At 69.7% G+C, this 26,661-nt stretch carries 21 protein-coding genes; 17 read left to right on the forward strand and 4 right to left on the reverse strand.

The window, feature by feature from the left end; genetic code table 11:
• Positions 1–39 precede the first annotated feature (39 nt).
• From QUC20_RS05740 to def, 3 genes are read left to right on the forward strand one after another with little or no spacing between them, the layout of a single operon-like run.
• Positions 40–3,447 carry a pyruvate carboxylase gene (locus tag QUC20_RS05740; RefSeq protein ID WP_289331218.1) on the forward strand — a complete coding sequence of 1,136 codons (3,408 nt, stop codon included), beginning with the start codon at positions 40–42 and terminating at the stop codon, positions 3,445–3,447.
• A 50-nt stretch (positions 3,448–3,497) separates the two neighbouring features.
• On the forward strand, positions 3,498–5,273 hold the full coding sequence (locus tag QUC20_RS05745) for a MinD/ParA family ATP-binding protein (RefSeq protein WP_289331219.1): 1,776 nt from the start codon (positions 3,498–3,500) through the stop codon (positions 5,271–5,273).
• A 1-nt stretch (position 5,274) separates the two neighbouring features.
• Positions 5,275–5,766 carry a peptide deformylase gene (gene def / locus QUC20_RS05750; protein WP_289331220.1) on the forward strand — a complete coding sequence of 164 codons (492 nt, stop codon included), beginning with the start codon at positions 5,275–5,277 and terminating at the stop codon, positions 5,764–5,766.
• A 64-nt stretch (positions 5,767–5,830) separates the two neighbouring features.
• On the opposite strand, the gene QUC20_RS05755 is transcribed toward def, so the two are convergent.
• Entirely contained in the window at positions 5,831–7,666 is a 1,836-nt protein-coding gene (locus QUC20_RS05755) for an AMP-dependent synthetase/ligase (RefSeq protein ID WP_289331221.1), read from the reverse strand.
• A 143-nt stretch (positions 7,667–7,809) separates the two neighbouring features.
• On the opposite strand from QUC20_RS05755, the gene QUC20_RS05760 reads away from it, so the two are divergent.
• The 4 genes from QUC20_RS05760 to QUC20_RS05775 all read left to right on the forward strand — a co-directional run bounded on the left by QUC20_RS05760 (position 7,810) and on the right by QUC20_RS05775 (position 11,874).
• A complete protein-coding gene (locus tag QUC20_RS05760) occupies positions 7,810–8,742 on the forward strand; it encodes an ROK family protein (RefSeq protein ID WP_289331222.1) in 933 nt (310 codons plus the stop codon).
• Between the two features lie 3 nt (positions 8,743–8,745).
• Positions 8,746–9,435 (forward strand): lysophospholipid acyltransferase family protein, encoded by a 690-nt coding sequence (locus QUC20_RS05765; RefSeq protein WP_289331223.1) that lies wholly within the window; start codon positions 8,746–8,748, stop codon positions 9,433–9,435.
• A 46-nt stretch (positions 9,436–9,481) separates the two neighbouring features.
• Positions 9,482–10,816, forward strand: a complete 1,335-nt coding sequence (locus QUC20_RS05770; RefSeq protein WP_112613926.1) for a class II 3-deoxy-7-phosphoheptulonate synthase — start codon at positions 9,482–9,484, stop codon at positions 10,814–10,816.
• A 137-nt stretch (positions 10,817–10,953) separates the two neighbouring features.
• Positions 10,954–11,874 carry a putative endonuclease domain-containing protein gene (locus tag QUC20_RS05775; protein WP_289331224.1) on the forward strand — a complete coding sequence of 307 codons (921 nt, stop codon included), beginning with the start codon at positions 10,954–10,956 and terminating at the stop codon, positions 11,872–11,874.
• 104 nt (positions 11,875–11,978) lie between these two features.
• Here the strand turns inward: QUC20_RS05775 and pknB are convergent, their stop codons facing one another.
• Entirely contained in the window at positions 11,979–13,934 is a 1,956-nt protein-coding gene (gene pknB / locus QUC20_RS05780) for a Stk1 family PASTA domain-containing Ser/Thr kinase (RefSeq protein ID WP_289331225.1), read from the reverse strand.
• Positions 13,935–14,022: 88 nt separating this feature from the next.
• Positions 14,023–15,234: a LysM peptidoglycan-binding domain-containing protein gene (locus tag QUC20_RS05785; RefSeq protein WP_289331226.1), complete on the reverse strand. Its 1,212-nt coding sequence runs from the start codon at positions 15,232–15,234 to the stop codon at positions 14,023–14,025.
• A 138-nt stretch (positions 15,235–15,372) separates the two neighbouring features.
• Here QUC20_RS05785 and QUC20_RS05790 point away from each other — a divergent pair, with 138 nt between their 5' ends.
• Positions 15,373–15,723, forward strand: coding sequence for an Rv2175c family DNA-binding protein (locus tag QUC20_RS05790; RefSeq protein ID WP_120262984.1), 351 nt, complete (start codon positions 15,373–15,375; stop codon positions 15,721–15,723).
• Positions 15,724–15,758: 35 nt separating this feature from the next.
• Here the strand turns inward: QUC20_RS05790 and QUC20_RS05795 are convergent, their stop codons facing one another.
• The gene (locus QUC20_RS05795) at positions 15,759–16,832 is read right to left on the reverse strand and encodes a polyprenyl synthetase family protein (protein ID WP_289331227.1); all 1,074 of its coding nucleotides are present in this window, start codon (positions 16,830–16,832) and stop codon (positions 15,759–15,761) included.
• A gap of 68 nt (positions 16,833–16,900) precedes the next feature.
• Between QUC20_RS05795 and QUC20_RS05800 the strand changes: the two genes are divergently transcribed.
• From QUC20_RS05800 to ftsW, 9 genes are all read left to right on the forward strand, one after another.
• Positions 16,901–17,272: an SCO2097 family morphological protein gene (locus tag QUC20_RS05800; protein WP_120262982.1), complete on the forward strand. Its 372-nt coding sequence runs from the start codon at positions 16,901–16,903 to the stop codon at positions 17,270–17,272.
• A gap of 152 nt (positions 17,273–17,424) precedes the next feature.
• Positions 17,425–17,856: a division/cell wall cluster transcriptional repressor MraZ gene (mraZ, locus tag QUC20_RS05805; RefSeq protein WP_023951570.1), complete on the forward strand. Its 432-nt coding sequence runs from the start codon at positions 17,425–17,427 to the stop codon at positions 17,854–17,856.
• 101 nt (positions 17,857–17,957) lie between these two features.
• Positions 17,958–18,917, forward strand: a complete 960-nt coding sequence (rsmH, locus tag QUC20_RS05810) for a 16S rRNA (cytosine(1402)-N(4))-methyltransferase RsmH (protein WP_289331478.1) — start codon at positions 17,958–17,960, stop codon at positions 18,915–18,917.
• Entirely contained in the window at positions 18,914–19,534 is a 621-nt protein-coding gene (gene ftsL, locus QUC20_RS05815; protein ID WP_120262980.1) for a cell division protein FtsL, read from the forward strand. The genes rsmH and ftsL overlap by 4 nt, the downstream gene beginning before the upstream one ends.
• A 5-nt stretch (positions 19,535–19,539) precedes the next feature.
• Positions 19,540–21,333 carry a peptidoglycan D,D-transpeptidase FtsI family protein gene (locus QUC20_RS05820; protein ID WP_120262979.1) on the forward strand — a complete coding sequence of 598 codons (1,794 nt, stop codon included), beginning with the start codon at positions 19,540–19,542 and terminating at the stop codon, positions 21,331–21,333.
• A gap of 28 nt (positions 21,334–21,361) precedes the next feature.
• A complete protein-coding gene (locus QUC20_RS05825) occupies positions 21,362–22,774 on the forward strand; it encodes a UDP-N-acetylmuramoyl-tripeptide--D-alanyl-D-alanine ligase (protein WP_289331228.1) in 1,413 nt (470 codons plus the stop codon).
• Positions 22,771–23,880, forward strand: coding sequence for a phospho-N-acetylmuramoyl-pentapeptide-transferase (gene mraY / locus QUC20_RS05830; RefSeq protein ID WP_120262977.1), 1,110 nt, complete (start codon positions 22,771–22,773; stop codon positions 23,878–23,880). The genes QUC20_RS05825 and mraY overlap by 4 nt, the downstream gene beginning before the upstream one ends.
• Positions 23,877–25,424 carry a UDP-N-acetylmuramoyl-L-alanine--D-glutamate ligase gene (gene murD / locus QUC20_RS05835; protein ID WP_289331229.1) on the forward strand — a complete coding sequence of 516 codons (1,548 nt, stop codon included), beginning with the start codon at positions 23,877–23,879 and terminating at the stop codon, positions 25,422–25,424. The genes mraY and murD overlap by 4 nt, the downstream gene beginning before the upstream one ends.
• A complete protein-coding gene (gene ftsW, locus QUC20_RS05840; RefSeq protein WP_289331230.1) occupies positions 25,375–26,658 on the forward strand; it encodes a putative lipid II flippase FtsW in 1,284 nt (427 codons plus the stop codon). The genes murD and ftsW overlap by 50 nt, the downstream gene beginning before the upstream one ends.
• Positions 26,659–26,661 lie beyond the last annotated feature (3 nt).

Raw genomic sequence — 26,661 nt, forward strand, 5'->3', positions numbered from 1 at the left:
CGGCGCCGTCGCCGTGCGACTCAGCCCAGCGAGGTGAGCATGTTCCGCAAGATCCTTGTCGCGAATCGCGGTGAGATAGCCATCCGCGCCTTCCGCGCCGCTTTCGAGCTGGGGGCGCGTACCGTCGCCGTCTATCCGCACGAGGACCGATACTCGCTTCACCGGCTGAAGGCCGACGAAGCCTACGAGATCGGCGTCAAGGGTCATCCCGTACGGGCCTACCTCGACGTCGACGAGATCATCAGGGTCGCGCGTGAGAGCGGAGCCGACGCGATCTACCCGGGCTACGGGTTCCTGTCCGAGAACCCCGAGCTCGCCGCACGCGCCGCCGACGCGGGCATCGCGTTCATCGGTCCGTCCGCACGCGTGCTCGAGATGGCGGGCAACAAGGTCACCGCCAAGAGCCATGCGGTCGCCGCCGGCGTTCCGGTGCTGCGATCGACGGAGGCCTCCGACGACATCGATGTCCTGGTCTCGCAGGCCGGTGACATCGGCTTCCCGATCTTCGTCAAGGCCGTCGCCGGCGGTGGGGGTCGGGGAATGCGGCGCGTCGCCACTCCCGACGAGCTCGCCCCAGCCCTGTCCGAGGCCATGCGCGAGGCCGGCAGCGCGTTCGGCGACGCCCGGGTGTTCTTGGAGCAGGCCGTCCGCCGTCCGCGTCACGTCGAGGTCCAGGTGCTCGCCGATGCCACGGGGGAGACCGTGCACCTGTTCGAGCGCGACTGCTCGGTGCAGCGTCGTCACCAGAAGGTCATCGAGATCGCGCCGGCCCCCAACCTCGACGACGAGACGCGTTCCGCCCTCCACCGGCACGCGATCGCCTTCGCGACCTCGATCGGCTACGTGAACGCCGGGACCGTCGAGTTCCTGCTCGAGACCGACGGGCCCCGCGCGGGCGAGATCGTGTTCATCGAGATGAACCCTCGTATCCAGGTCGAGCACACCGTCACCGAGGAGGTGACCGACGTCGACCTGGTGCAGTCGCAGATGCGGATCGCGGCGGGGGAGACCCTGGCGCAGCTCGGCCTCACTCAAGACCGCATCCAGCTGCGCGGCGCCGCCCTGCAGTGCCGCATCACCACCGAAGACCCCGCACAGGGGTTCCGCCCCGACACGGGAAAGATCACCACGTACCGGTCGCCGGGCGGAGCCGGCATCCGTCTCGACGGCGGCACGACCGCCGCCGGCTCTCAGGTGAGCCCGCACTTCGACTCGATGCTCGCCAAGCTCACGTGCCGGGGCAGGGACTTCGGCGCCGCGGTCGTGCGTTCCCGCCGCGCCCTCGCCGAGTTCCGCATCCGCGGCGTCTCGACCAACATCCCGTTCCTGCAGCAGGTGCTCGATGACCCCTCCTTCGCCCGCGGCGACCTGAGCACGTCGTTCATCGACGAGCGCCCCGAACTGCTCGAGGGGCGCACGTCGAAGGATCGCGGGTCGAAGATCCTCGGATGGCTCGCAGACACCACGGTCAACCGTCCGCACGGTTCTGCCCCGACGAGCGTCGAGCCGCGGAGCAAGCTTCCGCGACTCGACCTGACCGCGCCGCCGCAGGCCGGCTCGCGCCAGCGGCTGCTCGAACTCGGTCCGACGGGGTTCGCAGAGGCGCTGCGCCGCCAGACGCCGCTCGCCGTCACCGAGACGACCTTCCGAGACGCGCACCAGTCGCTCCTGGCGACCCGGGTGCGCACGAAGGACCTCGTGGCGGTCGCACCCGCCGTCGCCCGTCTCACCCCGCAGCTCCTCTCGGTCGAGGCGTGGGGTGGCGCGACCTACGACGTCGCGCTGCGCTTCCTCGGAGAAGACCCGTGGGAGCGGCTCGACAAGCTGCGTGCAGCCTTGCCCAACGTGGCACTGCAGATGCTGCTGCGCGGTCGCAACACCGTGGGGTACACGCCCTACCCGACCGCGGTCACGCAAGCCTTCGTCCGTGAGGCCGCAGACGCCGGCGTCGACATCTTCCGGATCTTCGACGCGCTGAACGACGTCGCGCAGATGCGTCCGGCGATCGACGCCGTGCTCGCGACCGGGACGACGATCGCGGAGGTGGCGCTCTGCTACACGGGCGATCTGCTCGACCCGGCCGAAGACCTCTACACGCTCGACTACTACCTGCGTCTCGCCGAGGAGATCGTCGACGCCGGTGCGCACATCCTCGCCATCAAAGACATGGCCGGCTTGCTGCGCCCCGCCGCAGCATCGCGCCTGGTCTCCGCGCTGCGCGAACGCTTCGATCTGCCGGTCCACGTGCACACGCACGACACCGCCGGCGGCCAGCTCGCCACGCTGATGGCCGCGAGCGCCGCGGGAGCGGATGCCGTCGACGCAGCGTCCGCGCCGATGGCCGGCACGACCAGCCAGCCGTCGCTGTCGGCTCTCGTGGCCGCGCTCGCGCACACCGAGCGCGACACGGGGCTCGACCTGGGTGCCGTGTCGGACCTCGAGCCCTACTGGGAGGCGGTACGACACATGTACCGGCCGTTCGAGTCGGGTCTTCCCGGCCCCACCGGGCGCGTCTACCGTCACGAGATCCCGGGCGGCCAGCTGTCGAACCTTCGCCAGCAGGCCATCGCGCTCGGCCTCGCCGACGACTTCGAGCTCATCGAGGACATGTACGCCGCGGCCAACCAGATCCTCGGCCGGGTTCCGAAGGTCACGCCGTCGTCGAAGGTCGTCGGCGATCTGGCCCTGCATCTCGCAGCCGTCAAGGCGGATCCCGCCGCCTTCGCCGCCGACCCCGGGGCATACGACATCCCGGAGTCCGTCGTCGGCTTCATGGCCGGCGAGCTCGGTGACCTGCCGGGCGGATGGCCCGAACCGTTCCGGTCGAAGGTGCTCGCCGGGCGCACCGTGCGGCCCGCCGCCGCCGAGCTCTCACCGTCGCAGGCCGCGGCCCTCGACGCGGACTCGCCGACACGGCGACGCACGTTGAACTCGCTGCTGTTCCCCACGCCCACGCAGGAGTTCGACCGGGTGCGCGACACCTTCGGAGACCTCAGCGTGCTCGACACGGCCGACTATCTCTACGGCCTCGTGCCCGGCGCCGAACACGTCGTCGAGATCGAGAAGGGCGTGCAGCTGTACGTCGGGCTCGAGGCCATCGGCGAGGCCGACGAGAAGGGGATGCGCACGGTCATGGCGACGTTGAACGGTCAGCTGCGCCCGGTGTTCGTCCGCGACCGCAGCATCAGCGTCGAGGCCCGTCAGGCCGAGAAGGCCGACACGTCGGTTCCCGGCCAGGTCGCCGCCCCGTTCTCGGGTGTCGTCACGCTCAAGGTGGCTGTCGGCGACGCCGTCGAGGCGGGAGAACCCGTCGCCTCGATCGAGGCGATGAAGATGGAGGCGGCGATCACAGCGCCCGTGGCGGGCGTCGTCGAACGGCTCGTGGTCGATCCGACGGCCGCGGTCGAGGCCGGGGACCTTTTGGTCGTCGTCCGGACCGGCGGGTAGCCTAAGGGGTCGGGCGCGAGCTCGAGACCTTGGAGTGGATGCAGCAGAACATGCCTGAGCGCAATGAGAACCAGCCCGACGAGACCGATCCCGCGGTCCTCGCCGACAGTGAGAGCATCCACACGACGGCCATCGGTATCGTCGGTGGCACCGCGCAGGTCGACGTCGCGCTTCCCGTCGCTGACGACGACCTCGACGACGACGACGTCATCGACGGTGAGATCGGCGACGAGCAGCTGACGACCGGCGACATCCCGCTCGGCGGCGGCCAGGACGAGCAGCATGACGCTGCCGAGGTGTCGTACGACGCCGATGTCCGCGGCTCCGAGGACGGGGGAAGTGTCGACGACGCGTCGGGCGACGAACCCCATGCGGACGACGAGCTCGCAGACGACGAGGTCGAAGACCACGAGTTCGAGGACCACGGGCTCCCGGAGGCGGACGAGACCGCGGGAGACGGGTCATTCGATCACGCCGTCGATGACGTCGACAGCGACACCTCCGTCGACGAGGGGGCCGCAGAGCCCGCCGGCGAGGTCGTGACCGCCACCATCGAGGACGAGGACGACTCCGAGCCCGGACCCGACGACGCGGCGATCGCCGACGTCGTCGCGGATGCGCCGGATGCTGCTGCGGGTGCCTCGGACGTCGCAGTGGAGAACGCCGCCGCCGCGCCTGAGGACGTCGACGCCGTCGACGGCGGGGTGGTCGTCGCGACCGTCGTGCCGACCTCGACGCCGATCACCGGATCCGTGCCCACCACCCGCCGCCAGGCTCACCACGTCGCCGAGCAGGTCCGGCACGCGAGCGAGCGGGTCCAGGTCACGCGTCAGGCAGAGCCCGTGCTGCAGTCGCGGCGTCTGGGCGATCTCGAGCCGGGCCGCGAAACAGCGGATCTGCTCACCGCCGAGCGCCTTCTCGATCCGGCCCAGGTCGTTCGGGCCGAGCCCGAGGGGCGCTGGCAGCGCCTGGTGTACAGCGTCTCGGGCCATCGCATCAACCTCGGCGACAGCAAGCGGGCCCGCTCCCGTAAAGAGCTCGACCGCCGCATCTCGGCCCCGCTCGCGGGTGGGGCGAAGTTCGTCCCCGTGCTCTCGCGTAAGGGCGGCGTCGGGAAGACGACCGTGACCACCCTGCTGGGGATGGCGCTCGCAGACGCCCGCGACGACCGCGTCATCGCGATCGACGCCAACCCCGACCGCGGCACGCTCGCCGATCGCATCGGCCGCACGAGCGGCAAGACCGTGCGCGACCTGGCGCGTGCTCGGGGCGAGGTGGTCGGGTTCAACGATCTCTCCGCGATCGTCGCGCGAGACGAGACCCGCCTCGACGTGCTCGCGTCCGACACCGACCCGCACATCTCCGAAGCTTTCAGCGACCACGACTACGAGGATGTCGCTGCGATCGCTGCGCACTACTACTCGATCGTCCTCACCGACACCGGCACCGGAATCGTGCATTCCGTCATGGGAGCGACGCTCGGGATGTCCGACCAGATCGTCGTGGTCGCCGGGCTCTCCGTCGATGAGGCACGGCTGGCTTCCGAGACGCTGACGTGGCTCGAGTCCAACGGTTTCGCCGACGCGGTGAAGAACGCCGTCGTGGTGCTCAACACCTCACGACCGGGAACGCCCATGGTGCGCGCGGACGAACTCGAGACGCACTTCGCCACGCGGGTGCGCTCCGTGCTGCGCGTGCCGTACGACCCGCACCTCGCGGCGGGAAGCGCGGTCTCGTTCCGCGATCTCGATCCGGCGACCCGCGAGGCGGCGCGCACGCTGGCAGCGAGCGTCGTCGAGGGGCTCCGACTCGGGGCGGCGGCCTGACATGACGGTCCGTGCGATCCGGTTCTTCGGTGACCCCGTCCTCAAATCGACGGCAGCCCCGATCGAGACGATCGACGACGGTGTGCGCTCGCTCGTCCAAGATCTCCTCGACACGGTCGAACTGCCCGGCCGCGCCGGCGTGGCCGCGCCGCAGATCGGCGTCGGGCTGCGCGCGTTCAGCTACAACGTCGACGGGGTCGTCGGCTACATCCTCAATCCGCGCCTGGTCGAGGTCTCCGGTGAGCCCTCGCTGATCGGCGAAGGCTGCCTGTCGGTGCCGAACCTCTGGCACGACACGCTCCGCCACCCCTACGCGCGCGCGGTGGGCATCGACCTCGACGGTGACGAGATCGTCCTCGAGGGCGAAGGTCTCATGGCCCAGGCGCTGCAGCACGAGTGCGACCATCTCGACGGCATCCTGTACCTCGACCGGCTCTCGCCCGCCGAGCGGCGCATCGCGATGCGCGAGGTGCGCGAGTCTTCCTGGTTCTGACCCGTCACGACGAAGGGGGCCCGGCTGATGATCTACCAGCCGGGCCCCCTTTCGCGTCATCCGATCATCCGAGCGGAACGTTGCTCGTCTTGACCGGCTCGTCGTAGATCTCCGAGATCTCGTCCGAGAAGTCGGTGAGGATGACGTTGCGCTTGATGCTCATCTTCGGCGTCAGATGGCCGCTCGCCTCCGTCCACTCGGTGTCGAGGATCGTGAACTTGCGGATCGATTCGGCTCGCGAGACGTTGCGGTTGGCATCGTCGATCGCTCGCTGGATCTCGGCGCGGACCTGACTGTTTTTCGCAGCCTCTGCGATCGTCATGTCGCCCGAGAGGCCGTTGTTCGTCAGCCACGTCGGCAGCATCTCCGGGTCGAGCGTCACGAGCGCGGAGATGAACGGCTTCTGATCGCCCACGACGACGACCTGGCCCACGATCGGGTTGGCGCGGATGGGATCCTCGAGCACGGCCGGGGCGACGTTCTTGCCGCCGGCGGTGACGATGATCTCCTTCTTGCGTCCCGTGATCGTGAGGAAGCCCTCGTCGTCGAACGACCCGATGTCACCCGTCTTGAACCAACCGTCGTTGAACGCCGCTTCGGTGGCCTCGGGGTTGCGCCAGTACTCGGCGAACACGTTGACGCCCCGTACCTCGACCTCGCCGTCCTCACCGAGGCGCACGCCGACACCGGGGAGGACAGGACCGACGGTGCCGATCTTGGACTTCGTCGCGAGGTTCACCGTGGCGGGTGCCGTCGTCTCGGTCAGCCCGTACCCCTCGAGGATCGTGACACCGAGGCTGTGGAAGAAGTGTCCGAGGCGCGGACCCAGGGGAGCGGATCCCGAGACGGCGTACGTGACGCGGCCGCCCATGGCGGCGCGAAGCTTGCCGTACACGAGCTTGTCGAACAGTCGGAACTTCAGCTTGGTCACGAGCGGGATGCTCTTGCCTTCCTGCTGCAGCCGGGAGTGGTCGATCGCGACCTGCGCCGCGGCGCGGAAGATCTTGCCCTTGCCGCCCGCCTCGGCCTTCTGCTCCGCGGAGTTGTAGACCTTCTCGAACACACGCGGCACGGCGAGCAGGAAGGTCGGCTGGAAGGTGCCGAGCGCGGGGAGCAGCTGCTTGGTGTCGGGTTGATGCCCCGTCTTGACCCCCGCGTGGACGTTGAGGATCGAGATGAAGCGGGCGAACACGTGGGCCGTCGTGATGAACAGCAGCGTGGATGCGCCACCGGGGTGGTTGACAACCTCTTTGAGCGCTTCGCCGGAGTTGCGGGCGAGCTCGACGAAGTTACTGTGGGTCAGGACGCAGCCCTTGGGGCGTCCGGTCGATCCCGAGGTGTAGATGAGCGTCGCGATGTCCGAGCCGACGGCGAGATTGCGGCGCCGCTCGATCTCCTCGTCGGACACGTCGCTTCCGCCCGAGCGCAGCTTGTCGAGGTCTCCCGAAGCCATGACCCACACGTCGCGGACCAGGGGCACGGTCGACCGGATCTCATCGATGCGGGCCGCGTGGTCGGCCGACTCGGCGATCGCGAACGTCGCGCCCGAGTCGCTGAGGATCCAGGCGATCTGCGACGCCGAGCTCGTCTCGTAGACGGGGACCATGACGGCTCCGGCGAAGAAGATCGCGAAGTCGACGAGCGTCCAGTCGTACGTCGTGCGGGCCACGAACGCGACCTTGTCGCCGGGCTCGACACCCGCGGCGACGAGGCCCTTCGCCAGGGCGATGACCTCGCGTTGGAATTCGGCCGCGGCGATGTCGCGCCATGCACCGTCGTGTGGGACGGCGAAAAGTGCTCGCGACGGGGTGGCAGCGACCCGGTCGACGAGGAGATCGGTGATGTTCGCGTCAGGGTCGGCTGGAACGACAGCGGGGACTTCGAACTGGACGGCGCTCATGGGCGGCAACTCCTTCGGTACCGGAAGCGTCTGGCAGGGTACACACACTCTATCTGTCACCCGGTCGCCGAGCCCGCGCCAGGACACGGCGCCCCATTAGACTTTCCGGGTCGCCGCCGGTCGGCCGACGGAAAGGACCACGCGTGCTCAACATCGGCATCGACATCGGCGGAACCAAGATCGCCGGAGGTGTCGTCTCCGCCGACGGGACGATCGTCGACCGCATCCGCGTCGACACCCCCGCCGACACCGACGCGCTGGCCGACGCCGTCGCCGACATGGTGCGGCACTTCCGGGCATCCCACGAGGTGACCGCCGTCGGTGTCGCCGCCGCCGGCTTCCTCGACCGCACGCGGTCGATCATGCGGCACGCGCCCAACATCGACTGGGTCGAGCATCCGCTGCGCGCCGAGCTCGAAGCGCGTGTCGGCGTCGCCGTCGTGCTCGAGAACGACGCGAACGCCGCCGGCTGGGCCGAGTACCGCTTCGGCGCCGGTCGCGGCAGCTCGAACATGGTCATGCTCACCCTCGGCACCGGCGTCGGGGGAGCGGTCATCATCGACGGGCAGCTCCTCATCGGCGGTCGCGGGGCGGCGGGCGAGCTGGGTCACGTGCGCTTCGAGCGCGGCGGACGCCGGTGCGGCTGCGGACTGCAGGGATGCCTCGAGCAGTACGCGTCGGGACGAGCGCTGCAGCGCGAGGCGATCGCCATCGCCGACGATCCCGGGCTCGGCTCCGGGCTTGCTCAGGTGCGCGACGAGCAGGGCTCGATCCCCGGCGACGCGATCTCCCGGCTGATCCTCGCGGACGACCCGGGCGCGCTCGAGGCGCTCCACCGGGTCGCGACGGCTCTGGGAGAGACCACGGGCGGATTCCAGGCCACGCTCGACCCCGAGATCTTCGTCATCGGCGGCGGCGTCGCGCAGCTGGGTGAGACGTTGCTCGCGCCGGTCCGGGCGGCCTATCGCGCAGCCCTTCCGGGCGGCGAGAACGCCGCGCCCGCCGATTTCGCCATCGCCACCCTCGGCAACGATGCCGGCTTGATCGGCGTGGCCGATCTCGCCGGGGGGCGGTGACCGGTGTTCTACTGGCTGATGAAGTACATCTTCATCGGACCCGTGGTGAAGGCGATCTTCCGGCCCTGGATCGTCGGTCGGCGGAACGTGCCCGCGACCGGCGCGGCGATCTTCGCCAGCAACCACCTGTCGGTGAGCGACTCGATCTTCCTGCCGCTCATGATCGACCGGCCCATGTCGTTCCTCGCCAAGAGCGACTACTTCACGGGTACGGGCCTCAAAGGCTGGGCGACCCGGGTGTTCATGAAGGCGACCGGTCAGATCGCGATCGATCGGACCGGGGGCAAGGCATCCGAGGCCTCGCTCAACACCGGACTGCAGGTCCTCGGCCGCGGTGACCTGCTCGGGATCTACCCCGAGGGCACACGCAGTCCCGACGGCAAGCTCTACCGCGGGCGCACGGGGCTGGCGCGCATGGCGCTGGAGGCCCGTGTGCCGGTCATCCCCGTGGTGATGGTCGACACCGACGCGGTCATGCCCATCGGGCGCAGCATCCCCCGCGTTGGGCGCGTGGGAATGGTCATCGGCGAGCCGCTCGATTTCTCGCGCTTCCAGGGGATGGAAGGGGATCGCTACGTGCTGCGCTCGGTGACCGACGAGATCATGGTCGCGCTGCAGCGTCTGGGCGAGCAGGAGTACGAAGACGTCTACGCCTCGTCGGTCAAGGAGCGTGCGGCGCAGCAGCAGGCCTGAGCGTCACACGACCGGCGCGGTGTCGGCCGAGCATTAGACTTGGCGCGTGCCTACGCTGGATTCACTCGACTCGTGGCGCGATCTTCCCATCAAGCAGCAGCCGGCGTGGAACGACCCCGACGCCGTCGCTGCGGTGTCGGCTGAGATCGCGACGCTTCCGCCCCTCGTCTTCGCCGGAGAGGTGGACATCCTCCGCGAGCGCCTCGCGCGCGCGGCATCCGGAGAAGCCTTCCTGCTGCAGGGCGGTGACTGCGCCGAGACGTTCGCCGGCGCGACCGCGGAGAAGATCCGCAACCGCATCAAGACCGTGCTGCAGATGGCGGTCGTGTTGACCTATGGCGCCTCGATGCCCGTCGTGAAGATGGGGCGCATGGCCGGCCAGTTCGCCAAGCCGCGCTCGAGCGACACCGAGACGCGCGGCGATGTCACGCTGCCCGCCTACCGCGGCGACATCGTCAACGGCTACGACTTCACGGCGGCCTCGCGCCAGCCCGACCCCGCACGGCTGCTCAAGGGCTACCACACGGCTGCGTCGACACTGAATCTCATCCGCGCGTTCACGCAGGGTGGGTTCGCCGACCTGCGCGAGGTGCACTCGTGGAACAAGGGCTTCGCGTCGAACCCGGCCAACGCGCGCTACGAGGGACTCGCGGGCGAGATCGACCGCGCCATCAAGTTCATGGAAGCGGCCGGCGCCAACTTCGACGAGCTGCGCGGCGTGGAGTTCTACACGGGCCACGAGGGCCTGCTGATGGACTACGAGCGTCCGATGACGCGCATCGACTCGCGGACGAACACCCCGTACAACACGTCGTCGCACTTCCTCTGGATCGGCGAGCGCACCCGCGAGCTCGATGGCGCCCACGTCGACTACTTCTCGAAGATCCGCAACCCGATCGGCGTGAAGCTCGGCCCCACGACGTCGACCGACACCGCGCTGGCGCTGATCGACAAGCTCGACCCCGAGCGCGAGCCGGGTCGTCTCACCTTCATCACGCGTATGGGTGCGGGCAAGATCCGCGACGCGCTGCCGCCGCTGCTCGAGGCCGTGAAGGACTCCGGCGCGACGCCGCTGTGGGTCACCGATCCCATGCACGGCAACGGCATCACGACGCCGACCGGCTACAAGACGCGTCGCTTCGACGACGTCGTCGACGAGGTCCGCGGGTTCTTCGAAGCGCACCGCGCGGTCGGCACCTTCCCCGGCGGCATCCACGTCGAGCTCACCGGTGACGACGTCACCGAGTGCCTCGGCGGCTCCGAGATGATCGACGAGGCGACACTGGCCACGCGCTACGAGAGCCTGTGCGACCCGAGACTGAACCACATGCAGAGCCTCGAGCTCGCCTTCCTGGTCGCCGAGGAGCTCGAGAAGCGCTGAGCCTCGGCGCTTCAGCATCGCGCGAGAGCGCACATCCGCACGGTTACGGGGTCTCCCCACCGTGCAGATGTGCGCTCTCGCTGTCTCGAGGTGTGGATAGGCCGGGCCGATGAGGGTTCCGGGGGGAATGTGGGCGGGTGAACCGCCGCGCTCCTCTGCCACGACCCGTCACCGCACAGGCATTCACCACGGACGAGGCGCGCGCGTTCGGCGTGAGCCGCGGCAGGCTGCGGGCCGCCGATCTGCGGCATCCGCACCATGGTGTCTACGCCGCATTCGACGCCATCGGCGCCGACGACATCCTCGGGCGCTGCCGCCTGATCCTGCCCGCGCTGGGGCCGACGCAACTCTTCTCCGGCCGAACGGCCGCGGCGCTATGGGGGATGCCGTTGCCCTGGGTCTCCGGTCCGCCGATGCTCGAGGTGATCACGGCCGGCGGCGGAGCGGCGATGCGGCGCCCCGGTGTTCTGGGATCGCGGACGAGCCTCGTTCTCGAACGCCGGGACGTCGAGGGCCTGCCCGTGATCACACCGACCGAGGCCTGGTGTCGGCTCGCTGCCGGTCCGCAGCCCCTCGGTCACCGGTGGCTCGTCGCGACAGCCGACTACCTCCTCAGCGGACGACGCGGCGAGCGGGGCCGCACGCGTCCTCTCGCGACGCGCGCTGAACTCGAGACGGCTGTGGTCGATCGGGGAAGTGCGCGCGGAGCCCGGTCGTTGCGCACTGCGTTGGAGCGCGCCCGATCGCCCGTGGATTCACCCCAGGAATCGATCCTGCGCGTCGCGCTCATCGACGCGGGAATCCCCGAACCGCGGGTGCAGGTCGCGGTTCGCACGGCTGCGGGCGTGAGGCACGCCGACATGGGATGGCCCGAGCACCGGCTGCTCCTCGAGTACCAGGGCGACGAGCATCGCGCGTCACGACGCCGATGGCTCGACGATCTCACGCGTGTGCAGCTGCTCGAGGATGCCGGGTACCGCGTCATCCTCGTCGGAGCGGCCGACCTCGACGACGACGCGCGGGCGCTGGCCGCCCGCATCCGTCGCGCTCTCGCCTGAACCGCTCGGAGGTCGGCGAGGACGCGTATTCGCAGGGTGCAGGAGGCTGCTGACCGTGCATTCGTGCGCTCTCGCACTCGTCGGGCCCGGAAGACCGGGCAGGCTCAGCCGGTGGCGGTGATCTGCAGGGTGATGGTGGTGCCGCGCACGTGCTTGCTCCCGCCGGTGGGATCCTGCGCGGTGACCTTGGTCAATCCGTCGGGCCAGATGTTCCACAGGGCCGAGAAGCTGACGTCGAAGCCCGCGTCGCGCAGCGTCTGCGCGGCCGCATCGCGGGTCTGCCCGACGACGCTCGGCACCTCGAACAGCGGGGGACCGCTCGAGACGATGAGGGTCACGGTCTCGCCCGGCCGCCAGTTGCCCTCCTCGCCGCGGTCTGCGATGCCGATCACGTCGCCCTTGGCGATGCGCTCGCTCGCCTCGCTGCGGGTGTCACTCGAGACCTCGAGGCCGACGTCGGTGAGCATGGCGGTCGCGCGGTTGACGCTCTGGCCCGAGACATCGGGCACGGCGCCGCGCGAGACCAGCAGGGCCGCCGAGTCGCCCTGGCGGAGCGTGCAGCCGTTCGAGCAGTCGATGGCGTCGCCGCCCCCGGCCGGGGTGCCGGACGCGCGGATGACGGTGCCCTCGGCGACATCCGGATCGAATTCCGCCTCCGGGTCGTCGGACACGGCCACGATGTTCTGCCGCAGGATCTCGCGCGCCGCCTGTTCGGTCTGACCCGAGAGGGCGGGAATCGACACTTCGGCCGGTCCGCGCGAGATGACCACGGTCACGGTCGCCTCGCGATCGAGCCGGGTGCCCGGGGCGGGGTCGGTGCGGATGGTGAGACCCGTAGCGACGTCGAGGCTGTTCTCGCCGGACTCCTCGGCCAGCAGCCCCTGGGCTGCGATCGCGGCCTGAGCCTCGGCGAACGTCTCGCCGCGCACGTCCGGAACGGCGACCAGCGAGCCGGGACCCGATCCGAACCACCACCCCGTCCCGCCGGCGAGAGCCGCCAGCAGGAGGACGATCGTGACGAGCCAGGCGCCCTTCGCGCGATTGCGTCGGGCGAGTCGCCGCAGTCGTGTCGCGTTGTCGACATCGGTGGTCACCGGCGGCGCGGTGAACGTGCCGGGCATCACCTTGGTGAGCTCGCCCGAGCCCTCGCCGTCATCGTCGATGACGACCGCCGGGGCGCCGGACGGTGCTGTGCGCACCACCTGCGGGAAGACACCCAGCTCGCGCTCGATCTCGCGCAGCCGGTCGAGCATGACCCGGGCGTCGAGGGGACGCTCGTCGGGCTCGCGCTCGGTCGCCCACAGCACCAGCTCGTCGAGCTGCTCGGGCACTCCGGGGTTCTTCGCGCTCGGTCGCGGCACCGAGTCGGTCGCATGCTGGTAGGCGATCTGCATCGGCTGCTCGCCCTTGTAGGGCTGTTCGCCCGCGAGCATCTCGTAGAGCATGATGCCGAGGGCGTAGATGTCGCTGCGCGCGTCGGCGGTGCCTCGGGTGACCAGTTCGGGAGCGAGGTAGGCGATGGTGCCGAGGAGCATCTGACCTGTCGCGGTGTTCGCGGTCGTCGCGCGGGCGAGGCCGAAGTCGCCGATCTTGATGCGCCCGTCCTCGGCCAGCAGCACGTTCTCGGGCTTGACGTCGCGATGGACGATCCCCGCCCGGTGCGCGGCGGCGAGACCGGAGAGGATCGCGTCCATGATCGTGATCGTCTGCGGGATGGTCAGGCGCTTCTGCTCGCGCAGCAGCTCGCGCAGCGTGATGCCCGGCAGATACTCCATCACCAGGTAGGCCATCTCGCCGTCCTGGCCCTGGTCGAACACGTTGACGACGTGGGGGTCGGCGAGCCGCGCTGCGGAGCGGGCTTCCTGGATGAAGCGGCTCTGGAACACGGAGTCGTCGGAGAGGTGCCCGTGCATGACCTTGAGAGCGACGCGGCGCTCGAGTCTGAGGTCGGTCGCGACGTACACCGTCGCCATGCCGCCGCGGGCGATGCGAGCGCGGACGCGATACCGCTGGTCGACCAGTCGGCCGATCAGCGGGTCGGTCTGCTGGCTCATGCTCACGGAGCGATTCTACGGAGCGGATGCTGCGAGCCCGGGCAACGGCTCACCCTCGGGCACCGGTGACATGGGCTTCCCAGCGCTTTCGGGGTCAGCCGAGCACTGCGAGCCAGCGGTAAGCCTGCTGCTCCCACTCGCCGTACCGATCGGGGTAAGCGGAGATCTGCACGGCTTGCGCGGCGTCGGTGAACGGGAGGTTCTCCCAGCCCGGGATGTCGAGCAGCCCGCGGGTTGCGGTGCCGTTGGGGTCGGCGGCGCCGCCGTAGAAGGTCGCGATCGACCGCGAGGGGTCGCGGACCTGGTCGGGAGTGCCCCATCCGGTGCTCGGGCGCTGTTGGAAGAGTCCGAGCGAGTCGCGGTCACCCCAGTCGAGGTTGCGGATCCACGACTCGACCATCGCCGTCGCCAGAGCGATGGCGATGCCGCGGTCGGGGACGCCGCGTTCCCGACCGACCTGGATGATGAGTCGGGCGTTCTCGATCTGCTCCGCGTCGAGGCCGAGGTCGACCAGCGCGGACGTCGCGACAGCCGGAGTCGCCGCGGCGCCTGGTATCACGAGCGCTTGTCCCGGGTAGATGATCGACGAGCGGTCGAGCCCGTTCGCGGCGAGCAGGGCGTCCAGGCCCAGGCCGTTCGCGGCGGCGATCGCCGACAGCGTGTCGCCGGCGGCCACGGTGTGAGTCGCGGCGGCGATCGGGGTCGCCTGAGAGACGGCCGCGGGGGCGGGCATCGCCGTCGCGCCGGCGGCCGAGGGGACCGCGAGGGTCTGGCCGGGGAAGATCACCGCTCCGTCCCCGAGCCCGTTCGCGGCGAGCAGGGCGCCGACCCCGATGCCGTGGGCCTGAGCGATCGACCAGGGCGTTTCGCCGGTCGAGACGGTGTGGGTGGTTCCGGCGGGCGCGACCTGCGGGGCGGGAGCGACCGCGGCGGACGCGCCCGCCTCGGCGCTCAGCCGGATCCGGTCTCCGGGACGGATGACGGATGACCAGTCCAGACCGTTCCATGCGAGGAGGTCGACCGTACGGAGCCCATAGGCGGATGCGATCCGGCTGATCGTGTCGCCGAGCACGACCGTGTGCTCGGCCGGTCGAGCCGCGAGCGGACGCGCGGAGGCGGCACCGGGCACAGCCGAACGCAACGTCGCCCCGGGCGCGCCATCCCGATGGGCCGTCTCGACCGTGGGGGTGGCGGCGGCGGGCTGCGCCGTCAGGCTCAGCGCGATCGAGCCCACGACGGCGGGCGCGACCATGCCGCGCAGGCGGGGTCGCGGTGGGTGCGGGGGAGAGATCGAGTCGCGGCGCACGGAGGGTCCCTTCTCGGAGGTCTCGGAAACGCTGACACGCGGCTGTGAGAGGTGTCAACCGATGTGACTGCTGTGACTCGTGTGAAATGAGCCGGACGCGGGAGCCGCGACGCCGAGTGGAAGTGACATAGTGAAGGGGTGAGCACTGCCGATTACCCCGTCGTTCCCCTGTCCTGGCTGACGCTGCCCGATGTGGTCGACCTCACGGGTGAGACGCTCAGCCGCGTCCGCCGGCTGCTGGATGAGAATCACCTCATCGGGTCGCGCCGCGACGGCACGTTCCGCATTCCCGAGGCGTTCTTCCTCGACGGTGCACCGCTCTCGTCGCTGCGCGGCACCATCACCGTGCTGCACGACGTCGGGTTCTCGGATGACGAGGCGATTGACTGGCTGTTCGCGATCGAGGAATCGATCGGAGCGGCTCCGATCGCGGCTCTGCGTGCGGGGCGCAAGGCGGAGGTCCGACGGGTCGCTCAGACTCTCGCCTGACGCAGCGCCCGTCAGCGGAGGCGGAAGCCGTCGACTCAGGCGGAGCGTCGGATGGCGGCGTCGGCGATCTCGCGCAGGAGGGCCACCTCGGCAGCCCCGATCGGGGCGTTCTCGAGTGCCGTGTCCGCGGCCGTAGAGAGGCGATCGATCTCGCCTTCGAGGCGCTCGACGGCGCCGCTTTCTCGGATGACCTTCTGCAGCCGAGCGATGGTCGCCTCATCGAGGGTCCGGTCGCCGAGCGCGGCATCGAGGTCGGACCGGCCGGCGTCGTCCATCGCCTCACGGGCATAAGCGATGAGGACCGTGCGCTTGCCCTCGCGAAGGTCGTCTCCGGACGGCTTGCCCGTCACCGAAGAGTCGCCGAAGACGCCGAGCACGTCGTCTCGCAGCTGGAAGGCGAGCCCGACGGCGTGACCGAAGTCTGCGAGGGTCTCGCGCTGAGCCGCGGTGGCGCCGCCGAGCGCGGCGCCGATCAGCAGCGGCTGCTGCACGCTGTAGCGGGCCGACTTGTACGACGCGACGCGGAGGGCGCGCGCGGCGTGTTCCCCGTCGGGTGCCGTCGCCCACGCGGCTTCCTCCGCGACATCGAGGTACTGCCCGACGGTCACGTCGCGGCGCATCGTCGCGTACTGGCGGCGCACATCGGCCGCGCGCGGGTGCCCGTCGAGGGCGTCTTCGAGGAGGTCATCGCTCCAGGCGATGAGCAGGTCGCCGAGCAGGATCGCCGCGGCGCGTCCGAAGGCGTCGGCATCGCCCAGCCAGCCCGATCGACGGTGCGCTTCTTCGAGAGCCCGATGCGCGGCGGGGCGGCCCCGCCGGGTGTCGGAGTTGTCGACGAGGTCGTCGTGCACCAGTGCAGCGGCGTGGAAGATCTCGAGCGACGCGGCGACGCCGGCGATGTCGGCGTCGCCGGACGGGGCGCCGGCCGCCGCGTGTCCTGCCGACAGGAAGCGGGCGCGCAGCCTTTTGCCGCCGGCGACGGCGGTGAGGGCGCGGTCGACGAAATCGGCCGCTTCAGCCCCGAGATCGGCGACCTCGGCCCGCCGATCCAACGCGAATCTTTCCAGTCGCTGGGAAACGGTCGAGATCGGGTCGGCGGAGCTCGTCACGGGCCTAGCCTAGTTCTCATCAGCGCGCGTAGAATCGGGCGCACCGGTACCCGAACAGAGGGGGATGCATGCCACTGTCAGAACAGGAGCAGCGGCTGCTCGACGAGATGGAACGCCATCTCATGCGCAATGAAGCAGACGTCGTCAGTGCTCCGCGCGAAGGTCAGTCCCTCAGCTACCGCAACATCGTCTACGGTGCGGTCCTCGTCCTCCTCGGTCTCGGCGGTCTGATCGCCGGCGTCTCGAGCAGCATCATCGCGATCGGCGTCGTCGCCTTCCTCGTGATGGTCGGGGGTGTCGTGCTGGCGCTGACCCCCTCTCGGAACGCCGCCGCGAGCCGGCCGGCGGCCACGGCCGGCACCCGCAAGCCGACCGCCCGCTCCTCGAGTTTCATGGACCGGATGAACGACCGATGGGACCGCCGCAACGGCGAACGCTGACGTCAGCCACCTCACTTTCAGAGCACCGACCTCCGGGTCGGTGCTCTTTTTTGTGCCTCGGGGGAGGAACGGGCGCGCCTGCCATAGTGAAGTGGAGGAAAGTGGAGTAAAGTGGTGCGCACCGACGGGCCGGGAGGGGGTGGTGGAGCACCATGCTTCTCGGCACGCACACCCCCAAGCTCGACGAGAAGGGCCGCGTCATCCTCCCCGCCAAATTCCGCGACGACCTCGGCCCTGGTGTCGTCGTCACGCGCGGCCAGGAGCGGTGCCTCTACGTCTTCAGCACGGTCGAGTTCGAGCGCGTCTACGAGCGGATCCGCGAAGCGCCCCTGACGAACAAGCAGGCGCGCGACTTCCAGCGCATGTTCCTCTCGGGCGCGAGCGCGGAGAAGCCCGACAGCCAGAACCGCATCACGGTGCCGCCGCACCTGCGCACCTATGCCGGTCTCGGCCGAGAGCTGGTCATGACCGGCGTCGGCGCACACGCCGAGATCTGGGACGCCGATGCCTGGAACGCCTACGCCGCCGGCAACGAAGACGCGTACTCCGACATGGAGCAGGAGGTGATCCCGGGACTCTTCTGACCCCGTGGCCGTGATCCTCAGCCGCTGGCCCTGACGCACTTCCCCGGTGTCAGGTCGCAGCGGAGGGGGATCACGGCTCCGGGCCCCGTCCCTCCATGACCATGACGAACGACGACATCCACACCCCCGTTCTGCTCGACCGCTGCGTCGAGCTGCTCGCTCCCGCGCTCCAGCGCGAGGGCGCCGTCGTCGTCGACGCGACCGAAGGCATGGGCGGTCACTCGGAGGCTCTGCTCGAGAAGTTCCCCGACGTGCGGCTGGTCGGCCTCGACCGTGACACCGACGCTCTGCGCATCGCGGGAGAGCGGCTGGCACGGTTCGGCGATCGCGTCGACCTCGTGCACACCGTCTACGACGGCATCCGCGAGGCCCTCGACTCGCTCGGCATCCGCCGTGTCGACGGCATCCTCTTCGACCTGGGCGTGTCGTCGCTGCAGCTCGACGAGGCCGACCGCGGATTCGCATACGCGCAGGACGCGCCCCTCGACATGCGGATGGACCAGACGGCGGGTACGACCGCGGCGGAGATCCTCGCGACCTACAGCGAGGGCAACCTGCGCCGCATCTTCGAGCGCTACGGCGAGGAGAAGCTGGCCGGGCGGTATGCGCGGGCGATCATCGAAGCGCGCGGCCGAGCTCCGCTGACCCGTTCCGGCGAGCTCGTCGATGTCCTCATCGCCGCGACCCCGATGGCCGTCCAGCGCGATCGTTCGGGGCATCCCGCGAAGCGCGTCTTCCAGGCGCTGCGCATCGAAGTCAACGCCGAGCTCGCCGTGCTCGAACGCGCTCTGCCCGCCGCGCTCGATGCGCTGGCCGTCGGCGGGCGCATCGTCGTCATGTCGTACCAGTCGCTCGAAGACCGCGCGGTCAAGCGCGTGCTGGCCGAGGCCTCGTCCTCGACCGCGCCGAGCGGCCTGCCCGTCGAGCTCCCCGAACACGCGCCGCGGTTCCGGCTGCTGGTGCGCGGCGCGGAACTGGCGTCCGAGGAAGAACGTGAACGCAATCCCCGCGCGACGCCGGTCCGGCTGCGTGCGGCGGAACGGATGAGGGAGGCCTCGTGACTGCCGACAACACCGCCCGCATCCCATCGCCGCTCGGTGACGACTTCTTCGCGAGCGTTCCCGGCCGCCTGCCGCGCGAGGGGGAGCGGGAACGCCAGCGCGATCTGCGCCTGGTCACGGGCGCCGCCCGTCGCCGCCGCCCGCGCATGCTCTACGGCGTCATCGCCGTGTCCGGGGCGGTGCTCATCGGGGCGGTGCAGATGGGGCTGTCGATCCTCACGACCCAGACCTCGTACGAGATCTCCTCGCTCTCGCAGCAGCAGCGCCAGCTCACCTGGCAGAAGCAGATCATCCAGGACGATCTCGCGGGGCTCGCCTCTCCCCAGTACCTCGCGGCGAACGCCACCGCGCTGGGCATGGTGATCGCGGAGTCGCCGAGCTACCTGCGGCTCAGCGACGGAGCCGTGCTGGGCGCCGCCAGCGCTGCCGGCTCGCACTCGAACGTCGACGCCCTGGGCCGAGCCGCCGTCGCGAACTCCCTCGTCGCCGGCGTGCCGCTGGTCACCGATCCCGACGCGAGTCTCGCGTCCGGCACGAGCACCGACGAGCTGGTCGGTGCCGATCGTGCGACACCCCCGCCCATCGCCGACGGATTGCCCGCCCCGAGCACACACTGAGAACCATGACGACACGAGCCACCCGCAGTCCGCGCCGCCGTACGGTCGTCGCACTCCTCGTCGTCCTCATCGTCCTCGTCGCCTTCATCGTCCGGCTCGTCGACATCCAGGTCGTCAACGCCGACGAGCACCAGACGGACGCCCGAAACCTGGCGATGGAGGCCGGGACGGAACTCTTCGGGACGCGCGGCGACATCACCGACACCAACGGGGCACCGCTCGCGACGACGACCTCCGTCTACGATGCGAAGATCGACCCGAAGCTCGCCGCGAACGGGATCAAGCGCAAGAACGACGACGGTCAGACCGTCACCGTCACGTGGCCCGAGCTGGCGACCGAGATCGCCGCCGTGACCGGGCAGGATGCCGCCGAGGTCGAGGGCATCGTCACGACCGCCGTCGCTGCTGATCCCGAGTCGCGATTCGCCTATCTCGAGCGTGGGATATCGACGGCGCAGTACCGCGCCCTCGCCGATCTCAAGCTCCCGTTCGTGGGCTTCGACCCCCACCCGCATCGGACCTATCCCGACGGGGCCGTCGCGGGCAACGTCATCGGATTCGTCGGTTCGGACGAGACCCCGCTCGAGGGGATGGAGTCGCTGCAGAACTCGTGCCTGCAGAGCAGCGACGGCACGGTCCGGTACATGCGGGGGCTCGATGGCGTCGTGATCCCCGGGACGGAGATCGAAGATCCCGCGCCCGTCAACGGCGGAACGCTGCGCCTGACGATCGATCGCGATCTGCAGTGGTACATGCAGCAGCTGATCGCCGAGCAGACCCAGAACCTCGGGGCCGAGAGCGGCTCGATCCTCGTCGTGGAGGTCGCCACGGGAAAGATCCGGGCAGCGGCTGAGTACCCCAGCGTCGATCTGAACGACATCGCGGCATCCGACCCGGCCGATCGCGGCAGCCGGCTGTTCCGCGACTCGTACGAGCCGGGATCGACCTTCAAGCCCGTCACGGCGGCGACCGCCATCGAGGCGGCGGGACTCACGCCGCTGTCGACCGCGTGGTCGCCGGATCGGATGGAGTTCCCCAACGGCGCCGTCGTCAACGACTCCGAGCACCACGAGGCGCAGAACCTGACCCTCACCGGCGGGCTCGTCACCTCGTCGAACGTCGCGTTGTCGCAGTTCGGCACGCAGGTCGATCCCGAGACCCGGCTCGAGTACCTCAAGAAGTTCGGTGTCGGCGAGGGCACGGCGCTCAACTGGTCGGGGGAGCCCAAGGGCACCTACATCCCGACCGACCAGTGGGACAACCAGACGTACTACACGACCACGTTCGGCCAGGCCTTCACCGTGACCGCCCCGCAGGTGGCATCGGTCTACCAGACCATCGCGAACGGCGGTGTGCGCGAGCCGCTGAGCCTCGTCGAGTCCTGCACCGCGGCCGACGGTACCGTGACCGAGCCCGACCTGCCCGAGCCGGTGCGCGTCATCAAGGAGAGCACCGCCAGCCAGGTCAGCGAGATGCTCGAGAACGTCTTCGCGCAGGGCACGCTCGCCGATGACATCGCGATCCCGGGCTACCGCATGGCGGGTAAGACGGGCACCGCTCAGAAGGTCGATCCGAACACCGGCGCGTACAAGGACAACCTCTATTACACGTCGCTGGTGGGCTACGCGCCGGCCGACGATCCGAAGTATGTTGTCCTGACGGCGTTCGACGAGCCGAAGACCCTGCGTCTGTCTGCAGCCAACCGGCCGGCGTTCCAGAAGGCCATGACCCAGGTGCTCAAGCACTACCGGATCATGCCGTCCGACTCGCAGACGCCGCTGCTCCCCGTGACCCAGTGACGCGCATGTGCGCGTCTGAGGATTGAACATGATCTCCCTTCCGTTGTCCGACATCGCCCGGGTGCTTTCGGGCACCCTCCACCTCGCCGGTGGCGACGGCCCCGATACCCGCGTCGGCGGAACGGTCGACACGGACTCGCGCAACATCGGCTCCGGCGACGTGTTCGTGGCCAAGCCGGGCGACGCGACCGACGGACACCTCTTCGTGCCGGCCGCGGCCGAGGCCGGTGCATCGCTCGCGATCGTCGAGCACCTCGTCGACGCCGAGATCACGCAGATCCTCGTCGCCGACGCGGTCACCGCGCTGGCCGACCTCGCGCGCGAGGTCGTGGGCCGGGTGCGCGCCGCAGGCGACCTCCGCGTGGTGGGCATCACGGGATCGAACGGCAAGACCACGACGAAGAACCTCCTCGCCCGCATCCTCGAGGGGGAGGGCCCGACGGTCGCGCCCCGCGCCTCGTTCAACAACTCGGTAGGCGCGCCGCTGACCATGCTCCGGGTCGCGGATGACACCCGGTACCTCGTCAGCGAGTTCGGAGCCGACGGCTCGGGACAGATCGCGCGTCTCGCGGGTCTGGTGACCCCGGACGTCGGCGTGGTCCTCATGGTCGGGATGGCGCATGCCGGCGGTTTCGGCGGCGTGGAGGCGACCCTCAAGGCCAAGACCGAGCTGGTCGAGGCCGTCCGCCCCGGTGGTGTGGCAGTCCTCAACGCCGACGATGCGCGTGTCGCGACGATGGCGGCCGTCGCCGAGGCCCGAGGCGTCCGTGTCCGCTGGTTCGGACGCGGTCCGGCGGCAGAGGTGCGCGCCGACGACGTCGAGGTCGATGCCTCGGGGACGTCCTGCGTGATCGTGGTCGGCGAGCAGCGGATGCCGCTGCGGCTGCGCGTGCTCGGTGAGCACCACGTCATGAACGCGCTGGCCGCGATCACCGCCGCCCTCGAACTGGGGGTGGCCCTCGAAGACGCCGTCGCGCGGCTCGAGACGGTCGAGCTGGCGGAGCGCTGGCGGATGCAGCCGCTCGGGTCCGAGTCGGTGCGCATCATCAACGACGCCTACAACGCGAGCCCCGACTCGATGGCCGCGGCTCTGCGCACCCTCGCGCAGATCACGCAGCCCGGCGAACGGAAGGTCGCCGTGCTCGGCGCGATGAGCGAGCTCGGCGAGTTCGCCGGTGACGAGCACGATCGCGTCGGCCTCCAGGCGGTTCGCCTGCGGATCGAGCGCATCGTCGTCATCGGCGCCGATGCACGGCGGCTCTACCTCGCCGCCATCGGCGAGGGGTCGTGGGACGGCGAGGCGGTGTTCTTCGCCGATGCCGACGCCGCGTACGACTATCTGATCGAGGAGCTGCGCGCCGGCGACCGCGTGCTCGTGAAGTCGTCCAACTCCGCCGGACTGCGGCACCTCGGCGATCGTCTGGGAGAATTCTTCTCGTGAGATCCCTGCTGACGGCCGCGACGATCTCCCTCGCGTTCACACTCTTCCTGACCCCCCTGTTCATCCGGCTCTTCGAGAAGCTGGGCTGGGGGCAGGTCATCCGCACGCCCGACGACGCGACCAACCCGAGCCATCACGCCAAGCGCGGAACGCCCACGATGGGCGGCATCATCTTCATCATCGGGACGATCGTCGGCTACCTCGTCGGCACGTTGACCGGTGGCGCGCCGCCGTCGATGTCGGGTCTGCTCGTGATCTGGATGATGGTCGGTCTCGGTGTCGTCGGATTCATCGACGACTACATGAAGGTCCGCTCGCAGCGGAGCCTCGGCCTGTCGGGGTGGCGGAAGGTCGCGGGGCAGGTGATCGTCGCCGTCTCGTTCGGCGTGCTGGCCCTCCTCGTTCCCAACCACGGCGGCCAGCCGGTGGGGCGCCCGTTCATCTCCCTGTTCCGCGACATCGACTGGCTGTCGTTCATGGCCCTGGGCGGTGTCGCCGGGTGGCTTCTGTACCTCGCGTGGATCTCGTTCCAGGCGGTCGCATGGTCGAACGCCACGAACCTCACCGACGGTCTCGACGGTCTGGCCACCGGCGCGGGCATCTTCACGGTGTCCGCCTACAGCCTCGTGACGTTCTGGCAGTTCCAGCAGCGCTGCGCGAGCGGCGCGCTCGTTCCGGCCTACGAGTCGGCGTGCTACACGACCAACGACCCGATGGATCTCACGATCATCTCCGCGTCGTTCGTCGGCGCGCTCGTGGGGTTCCTGTGGTGGAACGCTCCGAAGGCGAAGATCTTCATGGGCGACGTCGGATCGATGGCCATCGGCGGCGTCATCGTCGCCATGGCCGTGCTCTCGCGCACCGAGCTGCTGGCGGTCATCATCGCGGGCGTGTTCATCATCGCCCCCGGGTCGGTCATCCTCCAGCGGTACTACTTCAAGGCCACGGGCGGAAAACGGCTGTTCCTCATGAGCCCCTTCCACCACCATCTCGAGATGCGCGGCTGGCCCGAGGTGACGATCGTCGTGCGCATGTGGATCATCGCGGGAATGCTCGCCGTCGGCGGTGTCGGACTGTTCTACGTGGCCTGGTTGGCGGCGGTATGACCGCGCGTCTGGACGAGCTGACGAGCTGGCACGCCGACTGGCGTGGCCTCCGCGTCGTGGTCCTCGGGCTCTCGGTCACCGGCTTCTCGGTAGCCGACACCCTCGCCGAGCTCGGCGCGGATGTCCTGGTGGCGACCGAAGGAGCGGATGCGGAGTACGCGCGGCTTCTGCCGGTCATCGGCGTCTCGCTCCACGACGGCTCGCTGCAGAGCGTTCCCGATGCCGTCGTGGCGCACGCGCCCGACGTCGTGATCGCTTCTCCGGGTTTCCCCCCTCACCACCCTGTGATCCGCTGGGCGCGCGAGAGCGGCATCGCGCTGTGGGGTGACATCGAACTCGCCTGGCGCGTGCGCGACAAAGTCGTCCGCCCCGACGGGAGCCCGGCCGATTGGCTTCTCATCACGGGCACGAACGGCAAGACGACCACGACTCAGCTCACCGCGGCGATGCTGGCCGCCGGTGGTCTGCGAGCGGCGCCGTGCGGCAACATCGGTGTGCCGGTGCTCGACGCCGTCCGTGACCCGAGCGGTTTCGATGTGCTGGTCGTCGAGGTGTCGAGCCATCAGCTCTGGTATCTCGGCCTGGCAGACGGCCCCGATCGGCTCTCGCCGCACGCGAGCGTCTGCCTGAATCTCGCCGACGACCACCTCGAATGGCACGGGTCTTTCCAGGCCTATCGAGACGCGAAGGCCGTGGTGTACGAGAACACGCGTGTCGCCTGCGTCTACAACAAGGCGGATGTCGCCACGCGCGAGATGGTCGAGGAGGCGGAGGTCGTCGAGGGCTGTCGTGCCATCGGGTTCGACCTCGGCGTGCCCGGTCCCAGTGATCTGGGGCTCGTGGACGGCATCCTCGTCGATCGCGCCTTCCATGACGACCGGCGCGCCTCCGCCCTCGAACTGACGACGGTCGCGGAGCTCGCCGCGCGTGACCTGGCGGCTCCTCATATCGTCGCGAACATTCTCGCGGCGGCGGCTCTCGCGCGATCCCTCCACGTCGAGCCCGCCGCCATCCGCGCGGCGGTGCTGGCATTCCGACTCGACCCCCACCGCATCGAAGTGGTGGCACGGGTGGCGGGCGTGACCTGGGTCGATGACTCGAAGGCCACGAACCCGCACGCGGCGGCGTCGTCGCTCGCCGCCTTCCCGGGTGCGATCTGGGTCGTGGGCGGGCTCCTCAAGGGAGTCGACATCTCCGCGCTCGTCGCCGGACGCGGAGCGGCCACGAAGGCCGCCATCGTCATCGGCGAGGATCGCACGGCCGTCCTCGCGGCGTTCGCGCGACACGCCCCCGCGGTTCCGGTGATCGAGGTCGAGGCGACTCAGACTGAGGATGTCATGGCACGGGTCGTCGAACTGGCGGCCGAGGTCGCTGGTGTCGGGGACGTGGTCCTCCTCGCCCCTGCAGCAGCCTCGTTCGATCAGTTCGCCTCCTACGCAGACCGCGGTCGCCGCTTCGCGGAGGCCGTGCGCGAACGGATCGGAAGGGGAGACGGTGACCACGACGCCGAGCCGCCCGACGCCGCCCCCGACGAAACTCGCTGACGACGGCCCGACGCGAAGCGGCTTCGCCGCGCGCGTGTCGCTGGGACGCGCGTTCGCCCCGGTGCCGAGCGAGTTCCTGCTGCTGGCCTCGACCGCCCTCATCCTGACCGGGTTCGGTCTCGTGATGGTGCTCTCGGCGACGATGGCCACGGCGGACGCGAGCCCGTTCGAAACGGTGCTGAAGCAGGCCGTGTTCGCTCTGCTCGGCATCCCGCTGATGTTCATCGCGAGCCGGATGCCGCTGCGCTTCTGGAAGCGCATCGCGTGGCCGGCGCTCATCGTCGGCATTCTGCTGCAGCTGCTGGTCTTCGTGCCCGGACTGGGTGTTCACAACGACGGAAACACCAACTGGATCTCGGTCTTCGGCTTGCAGGCTCAACCGTCGGAGTTCTTGAAGCTCGCCCTCGCGGTATGGCTGGGGTTCGTGCTCTATCGCAAGCAGACTCTCCTGTCGAAGTGGCAGCACGTGTTCATCCCGGTCGTCCCGGTCGGAGCGCTGGTGATCGGCACCGTCATGGGCGGGCACGACCTGGGCACCGCGATGATCCTCATGGCGATCCTGCTCGGGTGCCTGTTCTTCTCCGGCGTCAAACTGCGGCTGTTCGTGATCCCGCTCCTCCTCGTGGTCGGTGCGGCCGCGGTCTTCGCGGTCACGAGCCCCAACCGCATGGCGCGGATCATGAGCTTCCTCAACGTCGATTCGACGGACTGCTACTTCGCCGATGCGGGCTCGTGCTACCAGCCGCTCCACGGCATCTGGGCGCTCGCGAGCGGCGGCGTCTTCGGTCTCGGTCTCGGCAATTCGCGGGAGAAGTACCAGTGGCTCCCCGCCGCCGCGAACGACTACATCTTCGCGATCGTGGGGGAGGAGCTCGGCCTCATCGGCTGCGCCGTCGTCCTCGCGCTGTTCGCGCTCTACGCGGTGGGCGCCTTCCACATCGTCCGCAAGACGCACGACCCGTTCGTGCGGATCGTCGCCGGCGGCATCACCATCTGGGTGGTCGGCCAGGCGCTCGTGAACATCGGCGTCGTCCTTCGCATCTTCCCCGTCCTCGGGGTGCCCCTGCCGTTCATGTCACAGGGCGGCACATCCCTCGTCTCGGGTCTTCTGGCCACCGGGGTGCTGCTCTCGTTCGCGCGGACGCTGCCGGTGCGCACCCCGGCGCTCGACGTGGCCTCGGGTGCTCGCCCCGTCCGGCCCGCGGCCGCTCGGGCCGGGTCCGCCCGCCGGTAGGCT

The sequence above is a fragment of the Microbacterium arborescens genome (assembly GCF_030369635.1).
GTDB lineage: Bacteria > Actinomycetota > Actinomycetes > Actinomycetales > Microbacteriaceae > Microbacterium.